Raw genomic sequence first — 12,563 nt, 5'->3', positions numbered from 1 at the left:
CAGTTAGTCTGGCCGTGAGTTAGTCGAGATAGAGGCGTTTCAAATCGGTAATGTCGCGATTGGACAGACCGAGAACGTCGCGCAAGTAATCCTGGGCGCCGCCATACTGGGTGTTGACGATCTTAGTCGCCGCGTCGAAGTAGTCGGCGTTAACGGTGTACAAAGCCCGCATGTTGGTGACGAAGATGTCGCCTAGTCCGCGTTGCTTGGCGTCGGCGCTCTGCTGCGCAATGCGGGGGGCAATAACCTTGTTGGTGAGCAGGTAATCTTCGCGGATAATCTGGGGATCAACGCCCAGCGCACTTAACGCAAAGTAGGCGCCCATCCCAGTCCGGTCCTTGCCCGCCGTACAGTGAAACAAGACGGACTGGTTGGGCTGGTCATTGGCCAGTAGCGTGTCAAAGAAATCGTGGTAGGCGACCTGAGCGGACCGCAATGTCATCATCTGCCGGTAAACATCCAGCATGTGTCGGTAGCCGGATTGGTCATCTTTCGAGAAACGCTGGGCCAGTTGAATCTGCGAGGCCGAAGCGTCGGTCTCGTCGTCGGCCGGAAAGACGGGGAGAAAATGATATTTGACGCCGGCTGGAACCTTGTCGGGGGCTTGGGCTTGTTCGTCCTTGGATCGGAAGTCCACATCCGCCACGACACCATAGTCACTGAGATGCTGCTGATCAGCGGGGGTGAGGTTGGCCAAACCGGCAGTCCGAATCAGTTTACGCCATTTAACGGTGTGCCCATCAACCGTGGGGTAACCCCCGAGTTCTCTGAAGTTGTGGCCACCTGTCACGGCTAAAATTCGGTTGTTTGTCATTAATTTTCCACCCTTTCCTATCAGTTGCTACGCGTTCTATTCTAACGGTTTTTGCGAAAATTACCTAGTAATTGATTCTGAGGGGGGCGTTTTTTCGTCAAACGCTGTATACTGGCATCAGGGTAGAAACACGAGAGAAAGAGACTGGTGAAGGCAAAAAGATAGGGTGATAGTCGTGAGTTTGCGTGGGAAATGGTTACTTTTCAAGACCCAGCATAGTCAGCTCAAACAGCAGATGCAGCAAGCATTTTTACAACCTAGTCGGCAGAATCAAGCCGTGATCCCGCAGAAGTTTCCCGAGTCCGTGGTGACGAAGGAACGCGAGGTTTTCGGGGGCCGAATTCTGACTGCGGGTTCCGGCGCGCCATTGCCCCAACACGTGATTCTCTTGCACGGTGGTGCCTACACCATGCAGGGGACGATTGGCCATCGTAAATTAATGGTGGCCCTGGTTCAACAGGCCAATCTGCGCGTATCTTACGTGGATTATCCTCTGGTGCCCGAAGCCACGGTGGACCAAACCGTGTCCTTCGCGTTGAATGCGTATGATTATTTGCGGGCCCAGTATCCGGACGATCAATTCTTCTTGATGGGGGATTCGGCCGGTGGTGGCCTGGCGTTGACCGTGCTTCAGCAGTTGCAGGAACAACAAAAAACATTGCCAGCGGGGACGGTTCTCATCTCACCGTGGACCGACCTAAGCATGATGAATCCCGACCTCAATGTCGCGGCTAAACATGATCCGTTCCTGACGTTGGCCACCTTGAAGAAGATTGGCTATCAATACGCTGGTGACCGGCCCGTGACCGATCCGGTCGTGAGTCCCATCTATGGGAATTTTGACAATCTGGGCCCCATCATGGTGTACTATGGGACCAACGAATTGCTGTGGGCCGACGATCAGCGACTGCTGCAGAAACTAGCGGACGCCGATGGTACGCCATTTACGGCGCACGCCATGAAGTCTATGTTGCATGATTATATCTTATGGCCGGACTTACCGGAGTCGAAGAAAACCTTTAAAGAGATTAAGCAGTTTATTCTAACGGGTGAGTTGGTATAAATGTGCGGAGGGGTGTTATCAGTTGTTGACTGGTAGCGCCCCTTTTTTGGGGGTTAAACGGGAGCGGTCAGCGTCAATGCCGGTATGGATATAAAAACCGCCCTCCCAATTTTCAGGAGAGCGGTTTAAATTTAGTCAAAGACGGAAACAAACTGCCGATTACCGGTGATGTAACCCCCGGCTATCTGGTAGCGCAGGGTATCGCCCTTACTGAAATCGTTGGCGTTAGAGTAATCCCAGCCCTTTATCTTAAAGGTTGCGTGAGTCTTCTTAGTGTAATGTCTATTCTGCTTGGTTAGGTTTACGTTGTTATAGCGATTCAGCGCGGTCTTGGCCTGAATGCGTTTAGGTAGGGCCTGTTTGCCCGTCTTTACCAGTAGCTTGTTGGCGGTGATGTAGCGCCCGTTGTTGAGGACGAAACGCGTTGTCAGGTTTTGTTTGACAATCTTCTTGACCTTCAGAACTTGACCTTGGCGGTAGTGGGCCTTCTTGTTAGTCAGATTCTTCTTGCCATAGGCGTTGATCCCCTTGGGATTAATCACCGTAATGGTCTTCTGCTTAGTCGCGTAGTAAACCCGACTGGTATACTTGGCATTTGCCGTGACGTAGCCGGTCTGGCCAGCCGTCTTACTGTGGTGGTTAACGTCCTTTACGTGGTAGCGTTCAACCCCGTTCTTGGATTTAGCGTAGCCTGTGACGACAAACATTGGCCGATTAATTCGGGATTTCTTAGCGTACCATTGCTTGCGGGCCTGGTTGGTAAAGGTGGCGTTCTTGTAGAGACCAATCTTCTTAGTGGTATAGATGACGGACCCCTCGGGCGCAATGGTATCGGCTGCACCACCGGTTGTCGTAACGGGTGAGTAGGTGTAGGTCACGGACTTCGCCGTACTACTGAACGTGCCGGTCTCTTCGCCAGTCGTCTGGGATAACTGATACCCCTCAATATCGAGTGGCGTGGCGGTGTAGGTCGTCCCCAGCTCGCCGGTCAAGGTCTTGTCAGGCTTCAACGTCTTCCCCTGGTCATCGACGTAGTGGACCGTTACCGGCTGGCTAGTCTGTGGTGTGGGCAAGGGATCTGGGATGGCAGGCTTATCTTCATACCAGAAGCTGTATGCCATAAGGTTGTTTAAGAATAAACCGTCGATTTGGTAAGTGCCGTCAGCTTGTTTTTTGAAGAAATCGGACATCGGCTTGTTGATGATAGCGACCGTCTGGCGGTAAGAGGCATCGGGATCCAGACTACTGAGTTCTTGTTCGGAGTAACCTGCGAACGAGCCCGAGTTCATGAAGGATTCGTAGATTAGTTTCCATCTATTATTGTAATTTTCTTCATTTTCAAATAGTGGGTTCGACATCTGAAGTATGGAAGCTGTCGCGGGATATTTGGTGAGTTTGAGATATAGGGAATCATGATATTCCGTCTGTACCTGTTCAAAAGTCCGTTGATGGAGATCAATCTGCGCCATTCGACTGATTAACCAAGCTATATTATAAATGCTAGTGGCTGATATCTCCGCTACCTCTGCTTTGGTGTATTCATTCTCATCACTTGAATAGGCCATGTCAAGATAGCTCTGTTTTAAATTGTGGTTGGCCCCATCTGCAACCATAGCTTGAAGCGTATCTCGCAAGTTTGCCAGAGCTGGAGTTTCCTTAATCAGCTTGGCCATGTAAGCGTCGTCATTGATTTGATCGGCGGTTAAGACGGTTGGTGCCTTGGGATACGTATATACCTTGTTAAGCCCACTTTTGTCGCTAAATAAGGTGTATGGCATCTCAACCGAGCTAATCGTAGGCGCCGTTGTCTCGCTGTCGCTGGCCTTAGTCGTGGCCGCGGTAGCTGTTGTCGCCGTTGAAGAGTTATCGGCATAAACCGCACTGGGACTGACGACTCCCCCAAAGAGAATCAATGCTAGACAGGCGGTTACAAGTGTTCGTGTTGTTTTAAGCATTTAGCTCACCCCTTATACTTTTTGCTTACTCATTAGAGAGCAGTATAACATAATTATAATTATATTAATACCCGCTAATGTTGTTGTATCAACAATGTAAGCGGACTGATATTATTTGAATAAACGTATATTTGCTGAAAAATGTTGGTTGCTCAGGATAACTAACTTGTGGTAATCGGGCGATAAATATGTTAAAAAACGTTTAAAGGGGGCCAAGTCCTCGAAAAAATCAGTGTCCAAGTCCAGTGGTATCAACTTTAGCGAGACTGGTCGTTGCAACAAGATAAGGTTAAGGGGGAAGACGAAAAAGTTAGCCCACGCCTAAATGGACGGATGAAAAAAGCGCGGCCGATTTAAAAAATCAGTCGCGTTTCGTGATCAAAATATTTTTAAATTTTAAACATCCACGTGGTGTTTCAACTGCGGGAAGACGTGATAATCCGACCAACCCATGACGGCGCCTTGAGCCACCAGCGCCAGCACCGTTCCGAATCCAATGGCGTGGAGCTGCCCCGTAAAAATGTAGGACAGCACGATAATCGTAACCGGTGGAATGTAACTGGCCCACTGGGCAACGACGGCGGAGCCCCTTAGAAAGCGGAACCGTAAGATGTAAGCCAAGTCATCGTTGGGATGCATAATGATATTGCAACGCTGATAAATAGACACGGCGGCCGCCACCCCGAACAGGCCGATGATGTCGACGATGACACGACCGGTCAGACTCAGCGTGTTCACGCCAATCCAGTTCCAGAAGTAGCCGATCCATTCGACCAAGTAACTGAAGGGGATGATGTAGAGCAGGTTGGATACGAAGCGTTTACGGTCAAAGTGGCCTAAGAACAATTGGTTCATGATGGTAACCACGATACCGTAACCAAATAGGGTCGTACCCAGTGGGACGTGAATCCAATTCGACAAGTTTACAGACGACCCGGTCCAGACAGCACTCCCGAGGTTGGTGGAGATGGTGAGGGCGTTAGCGGCGGAGTTCAGAAAAATGGAGAACACCAAAAAGCGCATGCGTTGTCCAAAATCTTTCATCTTTGCCACTAATCGTCACCTGCTTTCTTCAGTCCATTATCTAGTGTAGTTTAATTTGGCCGCGATGGGAAGTTATTTTCACAAAGTTTTCGTTCGCTTGGCCGCGCGCTGGACAAAGTTCTCGAAGATCCGCCGTGACTCGCTGTGGTGCTTGTACATATTCTCGGGATGCCACTGAACGGCCAGAATCTGGTCACTGTCCGGGGACTCAAGGGCCTCAATCACGTGGTCATCGGCGGTTGCCGTTACCTGGAGACTGGGTGCCACGTCCTTAACGGCCTGATGGTGCCGCGAGTTGACGTACGGCCGTTCGCCGACCAGGGGACTAAGCATGCTACCGGGACGCACGGTCACGTGGTGGCTGGGCTGATTGCCCATGGCGGCCTGACTGTGCTTGATCTGAGCATCGGGATCTTCACTCAGATCCTGATAGAGTGTGCCGCCCAAGCCCACATTGATCAGTTGTAGGCCGCGGCAGATGCCCAGAATGGCTTTGCCGCTGGCGACTGACTGCTTGAGCAGTTCCACTTCGAAGAGGTCGCGCTTGCGGTAGGTCTTTCCCAGGCGCAGGTGGGGCTCCTCATTGAAAAAGGTGGGGTCGACGTCGGCACCACCGAGGAAGGCCACACCGTCGAATAACGGCAAGTAGTCTGCCACGTCGGTAGGGTCAACGCTCGGGAGAATAATTGGGAGTCCGCCCGCCTTAACGATGGCTTCGACGGCAGGGCGGGGCGCAAAGGCTGCGTTTCGTTCGTTAATAATGTTTGTCGCTTCGTCGAGCGTGTCGGCGGGGAGTGCAATTCGTGGGCGCATAGCGTCGCTTCCTTTCAGTTCAATCGACAGATTCTGGTCGTCGTCACGGAGCATAAGCAACCATGATACTGCTTAGTATACCCATGATGGTGGCGGATTGTCACGCCGATTTACCAGCCAAGCTGTCCTCAATGGTGGGGTGGCCGTCAGCGGTGGGACGAGACTGGTGACGCCTTGACCGCCGGCTGGGAAGTCTGACGAAATATATTTTGACAAAATAGTTCACAATTTTTTTGAATAAACCTACAATAGAATAGTAGACAAAAAAATAAAGCGAGGTAAACATGATGACAGAACGGCAAGTGATTCAAGAAATTTTGAATTCCGAAGCGATTCTTTACAGCTTTGAAAACGTCGATGAGGATTCAAAGGAATACACGCTTTTATTACAACGACAAGACAAGGACGTTCGGCCTGTTGAGGAGTTAAACGACGAAATCAAGAAGTATTTCAAGAGTGCTAACTTCGACTACAAAGAAGAACTGAACCCCGAAGGCGATGCAGACATTCGCCTGGTCATCAAGCGGGTTTAAGCGTCAACGCATCACGGTTATGGTAGTTCGTTGCACGTTTCAAATTTTTAGAATTAGCGGGAGCTTGGGTGGTGCATCCAAGCTCTTTTTGAGTCCCAGCGCTGGTGTCGACTGGGCAGGTTCGTTAGAATAGAAAGGATTGCAATGATCCGCGAGGAGGTAGCGCACGTGACACTAGAAGAACTATATCGCACGATGGCCAAGGAGATGGGGCCACAACCGTGGTTACGACCGGGAACGCCATGGGCCGAGACGCCGGTAGAGATCATGTTGGGCGCCATTCTGGTGCAAAATACCAACTGGCGTAACGTCGAACCGTCGCTCATCAAACTCAAGGCGCAGACGGGATTTACGCCGGCAAAGTTGCGGGCCTATACGCCGGAAACATTGATGCCGGTGATTCGTAGCAGTGGGTTTTACCGGCGGAAGAGTGCGGCGATTCTGGCCCTAGCCGAGTGGTTGGGTGAGGCCGACGATGATTTGGCAGCGTTGAAGCGACGGGATGGCGCCAGTCTACGGGCCGACCTGCTGAGTATCACGGGCATTGGCAACGAAACGGCCGACTACATCTTGATGTACACGCTGGATCACGGCGCCTTCATGGTCGATACCTACGCACGTCGGCTCTTCACCTGGCTAGGGGCGACCATGCCCAAGACCTATCCCGCCTTTCAGAAAAAGGTGATGGGTCAGTTAGACTTCGGTCTGAGCGATTATCAAGAATTTCACGCGCTGATCGACGAGTTCGGCAAGCGGGTCAAGGACGAGGCCGATTTCGCCCAGTCGTTTTTGGCGGGGCACCGGTTAACTGTTTAAGCCCGTCGTAAACCTTAAGAAATGATCAAACACCGTCATGGCCGATACAAAATCTGGTGTTTTTCACTAGGGTCGTGCTATGATTAGTGAAGTGAAAATTGGAACCGCTTCCGATTCGAAAGCAGTTATGGAGGGAGTAAATACATATGGCACTTAAACAACCGGAAGATTACATCTTAGCGATTGACCAAGGGACCAGTAGTACGCGGGCATTGATCTTTGATCGCTCCGGGCGCAAAGTCATTGAAGGTTACAAGGAGGTTCCCCAGTATTATCCGCACGCGGGCTGGGTTGAGTCCGACGCTAACGAGATCTGGAACAGCGTCTTGTCAGTGATCGCCAGCGCCTTGATCGATGCGTCCATTCATCCAGAGAACATTCAAGCCATTGGGATTAGTAGCCAACGGGAAACCACGATCGTGTGGGATAAGGTGACCGGCGAGCCGATTTACCACGCTATCGGCTGGCAAAGTCAGCAAACCGCCAGTCTGGCCAAGAAGCTTGTGGCGGACGGCCGGACCAAGGCCATCAAGGACAAGACGGGGCTGGTGCTGGACGCCTACTTCAGTGCCACCAAGGTACGGTGGATCTTAGACCACGTGCCCGGCGCACAGGAACGCGCGGAGAACGGTGACCTGTTGTTCGGAACCGTCGATAGCTGGCTAGCCTGGAAGCTCTCCGGCGGTAAGATTCACGTGACCGACTACAGTAACGCCAGCCGGACCATGTTATTTAACATTCACGAGCTGAAATGGGATCAGGACATTCTGGACTGGCTGAACATTCCGGCCGCCATGTTGCCTGAGGTCAAGTCTAGTTCCGAGGTCTACGGCGTCACCCAAAACTTCCAGTTCTACGGCGTCGAGGTGCCGATTGCTGGGATTATCGGGGACCAATCCGCCGCCTTACTGGGGCAACTGGCGCTGGAGCCGGGAACTGTCAAGAACACGTATGGGGACGGGGCCTTCGTCATGATGAACACGGGGGATGAGCCGCGGACGTCCGAACACAACCTGTTGACCACGATTGCCTATAAGATGAATGGGCAAGTGACCTACGCGCTCGAAGGGTCCATTCTGGTGGCCGGCACGGCGCTGGCCTGGTTACACGAAAGCATGAAGATTATCGACAACGTTCCGGAATCCCGCCAGGCCGCCATGGCCTCAACCGACGATGATGAAGTCTATGTGGTGCCGGCCTTCAACGGATTGGGGGCCCCGTACTGGGATCCCGATGCCAAGGGGGCGGTCTTCGGCCTATCACGTGGAACGAACCGCAACGACTTTGTAAAGGCGACCCTGCAGTCGATCGCGTACCAGACGCGCGACGTCCTTCACACCATGAAGCAGGATACGGGAATTGCTATTTCCGAGCTGATGGCCGATGGTGGGGCCTCGCGGAACCGTTACTTGATGCAGTTCCAAGCCGATATCATTGACACACCGGTTCAGCGGGCGGCCGATGAGGAGACCACGGCCATGGGGGCGGCGATTACGGCCGGCCTCGCCGTGGGTTACTGGAAGAGCTTGGAAGAGGTCAAACAGATTCGCAGTGCCGGGCGGTTATTCACACCGAATATGTTGCCGGACCGGCGCGAACGCCTGTATGCCGGCTGGAAGCAGGCGGTGAAGGCTACTCGGGCATTTAAACCAGATAATCAATAATTGTTAAAGTAACTAAGGGCTGAAAGTTAGAAAACAGCTAAAATCCCTAGTGTGACAAGGATAACGCATAATATACTAGTCACGTGTTGTCCGCCTTACCGTTCGCCAAATTTGGTCTGGATCGCTGTGGGTAGGGATGTTATGATCCCTTTGGGGTTGTCAAATGAAATAATATAATTCATCTGACAATCAACGGAGGGAATATGACATGTCGAAGATCAAGTATAGTGCCGTGGAGAAGCTGGAGTTGATTAATGAGTTTGAAGCATCAGGTCAAACTAATATTGGCTTTGCCAGAGAACATGGTTTGGCAGACAAGGAGGCGGTCATTCGGTGGCGGGCGTTGTACAAACGAGATGGCTTTGATGGGCTTAAAGAATCTAAAGGTTGTCGCAGATACAGTGAGGTCTTTAAGCTAAGAGTCGTGTATGCTTTTTTGAACGGCGAAGGTTCACAACGAGAAGTAGCAATGAAGTATGGTTTGCGCTCAGCTACGCAGGTAAATTACTGGGTTTCCAGGTATAATAGGGACAAAACTGTGACGGCAACCCCGTCTAGAAAGCAGGTCCCAACGATGAGCCGAAAAACTACTCTGGCAGAGCGTATTGAAGTGGTTGAGTACATTACCAAGCAGAACCACTCATATAACGAAGCAGCTGAACATTACAGCGTCTCCTACCAACAAGCCCGTTCGTGGGTGCTTAGAGCTAAGAAAGGTGGTTACAACGCCTTAGAGGATCGACGCGGACACCGTAAGCCACAACGAGAATTAACCGACTTAGATAAGGCCAATTTGCGGATTAAGCAACTAGAAGGTCAAGTCGCCGACATGGAATTACTGAAAGAATTCGTAAAAAAATTTCAAGAAATTCAGCACAAGGGGTGAATCAGCAACATCGACTGGCATATCAGGCAATCAGTGAGGTCAGTCAAGGAAAGCGAGGCGCCATTAAGACATTATTGACGCATATCGGAGTTAGTCGGCAAGCTTATAACAAGTCTTTTCATCGGCAAGAAACGCCGTGGGAGACTCAAGAGCGGCTTCTAGAAAAGCGAATCACTTATTGGTTCAATCAACATCATCAAGCAATCGGAGCTGGCAAGATCTTGTCCAATCTACAGCATGATGAACAGGTGACGTTTAAGGTAACAATCAAGCGTGTTAAACGAATTATGCGTAACTTGAATATCAAGTGTCAGATTCGGGTTAAGAAGCGCCAACGTATCAAGGAACAGGAACAATACATTCAGGACAATGTTTTGAATCGTAACTTTAAAGTCGCCGGTCCCAACCAGGTTTGGCTTGCGGATTCGACTGAGTTGTCTTACGGACCAAAGGGTCAATTCAAAATCCGACTGAGTGGTGTTTTAGATCTATGCGGCCGGAGACTGATCGCCTCATTTTTGAGCACTACAGAAACAGCTGTGGCAGAGATCCAGGTTTTTAAACAGGCTTTTGAACAGGCTGGCGATGTACACCCACTGATCCATACGGACCGTGGAGCTGCTTACACCGCTAAAGCTTTCAATAACTTTCTGTCAGAACATAAAGTGATGCGCAGTATGTCCCGACCAGGAACACCTTACGACAACGCGCCAATGGAGCGTTGGTGGAATGAATTTAAAGCGCATTGGATGGAACGTCATCCAATGCCAAAAACGTATCGAGAGTTTGTGGAGCTGGTAAACGAAGGCATCCACTACTTTAATTACTTGGATCGTTCCCCAGAAAGAAACGGCCTCACCCCAGTAGAATACTGGAATGAAGCCGCTTAGAGTAAATATCCATTTTATATTATTTCGAATGACAACTTGACAGGGACTAGTACAGGACGGGACAAGCCAAAGGGCGGTCTTTCCCCTCGCTTTGAGCCGTCAGCCCGCGTCTCAAAGGCGCCATTTTCCAAGAAGAACTCTTGGAAAATCCCACGGCTGAGACCAAATTTGACTCACTCACGGCTACCTGAGGGTATCCAATTAAGCTGGCCGAACGTTGTTACTCCAGCGATATCACCGTACGTTTAGTGGTTTTCAACCATCATAACCGGAGGTAGTCAGAGATGAAGGTAGCCGTGGCAGCGGTGTTAGCTGACGTTCCGGGTCAGCTTACAGCGCGGGACGTGTTTGGAGACTGGCGAATTTTGCTAGGCTTCAAACCGAGCCGGAGGACCGTTCCTCAGGCCGCAGGCGGTCCCCACAGCGCCGGAATCTCTGACAGCCGCAGGTGGCGTTGACGACTCGTTTAATGGTGATCACCCCTGTCAGCTGGTGATCGGAGCGTGTTCGCAAACTTTCAACCTTAGCTATCTAAATTTAAAACACAAGCGTTTTGGTTCCAGTCGTACACTTATGTTTATTTATATTTGACTTCCAAGCGATTCATCCAGTAACCCAATGCTACCCCCACGAGGAGCGCCAGTAGGCTGAAGAGAAAAGTCGTTCCGGTGGCCCCAGCGTAGGAAATGCCTTCTGTCGCGTGTGGGTTGGGAACTAGAATCAGCACAGTACTGGCGACCACGATCCCCAAGATGAAGTGGTAGACGCGCGAGTGGAACCGGTGAATCAGGTAGTCCATCCCCTTGGAAAATAGGATCATGGCGAGACCGCCTCCCAAGGCAATTGGCAGGTAGACGCCGAGCAAATCGAAGTTCTTGAAGCCCGTCAACATGGGCGTGAAAAGCCCCAGAATCAACAGTAAGTTGGACGGACTTAACCCCGGAACCAATACGCCCAGCGCGATTAAGCCGCCGGCGACCATGAAGCCCCAGAAGTTCGCCGGTAGCGTGCCAAAGAGGTCGCTCATGAAATAGAGCAGACCCCCGCTAATGATTAGGGTGCCCAAAAACCAGCCGTAATCAACCGCATCACGAGGTCGTTGCGAGCTGGCCGTGGCCATCAAGGCAGGAAGCGTCCCGACGATGGCGCCGGCAAAGCCCCAGAGGACAATCACCTGCCAGTGGGCCAGTAAGTATTCCAGCGGTGCCGACAACAGGGCAATACCCACGATGCCGCCGAGTCCAACCGGCACAAAGTACCAGAAGTCGCGTTTAAAATTTTGGCGAAAGTGGGCCATGAAGCCCAGTAGCCGTTCATAAATTCCCAGGATAGCAGCCAGTACACCACCGGAAACCCCGGGTAGAATGAAGCCCAGGGCAATGATGACGCCCTTGAAGAAGCGTTTGATGGCGCTATCGGATCGCGTCGTTTGCATACGTTACTCCTTATCAGTTAGTTAACAGTCGGATTAGTAGTCCTAATGTATCAAATCTCTATCCCGGACGCAACTTAAACGGCGGGAACTTAAGGCTTAATTTGCAATCAGTTAGTGCCGCCGCCTTACCGTTCACCAAATCTGGGTTGGAACGCGGTGGGCAGGACGCCCCGAGCCTGAGGGGCAGTCTCGGGACTCGCTTGAAACCACGAAGCCCACGTGTTTTCAAGTCGCTATTCCCTAACCGGCAAACCCCACCGCTAAGGGAATCCCACGGCTGATCTCATTTCTCGCTTCACTCTCGGCTACTTGATAGGTTGACCCAGTTTTTGCGAGGTTGGCAAATTATTCGCGAATGTCATTGGTCTCAGGGCTATTTGGTGGTTGTGGTTGAACAGGAGTTATTGTTGAAATCAGTTTAGCCGTGAGTGAGCCGAATCTGGGCTCAGCCGGGGAACTGGTGGCTGGCTAACCAGCCACCAGTGGGCGAATTGGAAACGCCGGTCCTTGGTGGTTCCAAGAGAGTTTCGAGACCGCCCCATGGCTCGAAACGGCCTTCCCCAGCGTTCCAGCCCAGATTCGGCGAACGGAAGGCGGCCAGGACCAACTGACCTCGTCAGCAATCAATCAATCGAACCAACCACCAAAAA

11 protein-coding genes are annotated in these 12,563 nt (G+C 51.4%); 6 read left to right on the top strand and 5 right to left on the bottom strand.

Annotated features, from left to right (window positions below; genetic code table 11):
• Nucleotides 1-19: 19 nt before the first annotated feature.
• Nucleotides 20-814: a tyrosine-protein phosphatase gene (locus tag KB236_08560; GenBank protein UIF28591.1), complete on the bottom strand. Its 795-nt coding sequence runs from the start codon at nt 812-814 to the stop codon at nt 20-22.
• 175 nt (nt 815-989) lie between these two features.
• On the opposite strand from KB236_08560, the gene KB236_08555 reads away from it, so the two are divergent.
• A complete protein-coding gene (locus KB236_08555) occupies nt 990-1,877 on the top strand; it encodes an alpha/beta hydrolase (GenBank protein ID UIF28590.1) in 888 nt (295 codons plus the stop codon).
• A gap of 131 nt (nt 1,878-2,008) precedes the next feature.
• Here the strand turns inward: KB236_08555 and KB236_08550 are convergent, their stop codons facing one another.
• The 3 genes from KB236_08550 to KB236_08540 all read right to left on the bottom strand — a co-directional run bounded on the left by KB236_08550 (nt 2,009) and on the right by KB236_08540 (nt 5,689).
• Complete coding sequence (locus KB236_08550; GenBank protein UIF28589.1) at nt 2,009-3,832, bottom strand: MucBP domain-containing protein; 1,824 nt, start codon at nt 3,830-3,832, stop codon at nt 2,009-2,011.
• 396 nt (nt 3,833-4,228) lie between these two features.
• The gene (locus tag KB236_08545) at nt 4,229-4,885 is read right to left on the bottom strand and encodes a hypothetical protein (GenBank protein ID UIF28588.1); all 657 of its coding nucleotides are present in this window, start codon (nt 4,883-4,885) and stop codon (nt 4,229-4,231) included.
• Nucleotides 4,886-4,954: 69 nt separating this feature from the next.
• A complete protein-coding gene (locus tag KB236_08540) occupies nt 4,955-5,689 on the bottom strand; it encodes a gamma-glutamyl-gamma-aminobutyrate hydrolase family protein (GenBank protein UIF28587.1) in 735 nt (244 codons plus the stop codon).
• A 287-nt stretch (nt 5,690-5,976) separates the two neighbouring features.
• Here KB236_08540 and KB236_08535 point away from each other — a divergent pair, with 287 nt between their 5' ends.
• From KB236_08535 to KB236_08515, 5 genes are all read left to right on the top strand, one after another.
• A complete protein-coding gene (locus KB236_08535; protein ID UIF30331.1) occupies nt 5,977-6,222 on the top strand; it encodes a hypothetical protein in 246 nt (81 codons plus the stop codon).
• Nucleotides 6,223-6,390: 168 nt separating this feature from the next.
• Nucleotides 6,391-7,038: an endonuclease III gene (locus KB236_08530; protein ID UIF28586.1), complete on the top strand. Its 648-nt coding sequence runs from the start codon at nt 6,391-6,393 to the stop codon at nt 7,036-7,038.
• Nucleotides 7,039-7,184: 146 nt separating this feature from the next.
• Nucleotides 7,185-8,702 carry a glycerol kinase GlpK gene (gene glpK / locus KB236_08525; protein ID UIF28585.1) on the top strand — a complete coding sequence of 506 codons (1,518 nt, stop codon included), beginning with the start codon at nt 7,185-7,187 and terminating at the stop codon, nt 8,700-8,702.
• Nucleotides 8,703-8,910: 208 nt separating this feature from the next.
• Nucleotides 8,911-9,588, top strand: coding sequence for a transposase (locus KB236_08520; GenBank protein ID UIF28584.1), 678 nt, complete (start codon nt 8,911-8,913; stop codon nt 9,586-9,588).
• The gene (locus KB236_08515; GenBank protein UIF28583.1) at nt 9,585-10,478 is read left to right on the top strand and encodes an IS3 family transposase; all 894 of its coding nucleotides are present in this window, start codon (nt 9,585-9,587) and stop codon (nt 10,476-10,478) included. The genes KB236_08520 and KB236_08515 overlap by 4 nt, the downstream gene beginning before the upstream one ends.
• A gap of 577 nt (nt 10,479-11,055) precedes the next feature.
• Here the strand turns inward: KB236_08515 and KB236_08510 are convergent.
• The gene (locus KB236_08510) at nt 11,056-11,913 is read right to left on the bottom strand and encodes a DUF368 domain-containing protein (GenBank protein UIF28582.1); all 858 of its coding nucleotides are present in this window, start codon (nt 11,911-11,913) and stop codon (nt 11,056-11,058) included.
• Nucleotides 11,914-12,563 lie beyond the last annotated feature (650 nt).

It is taken from the genome of Levilactobacillus brevis, assembly GCA_021383565.1.
In the GTDB taxonomy this organism is placed as follows: Bacteria; Bacillota; Bacilli; order Lactobacillales; family Lactobacillaceae; genus Levilactobacillus; species Levilactobacillus brevis_B.
Note: the sequence above shows the minus strand (reverse complement) of the source record. Positions and strands in the feature narration are given on the sequence as shown.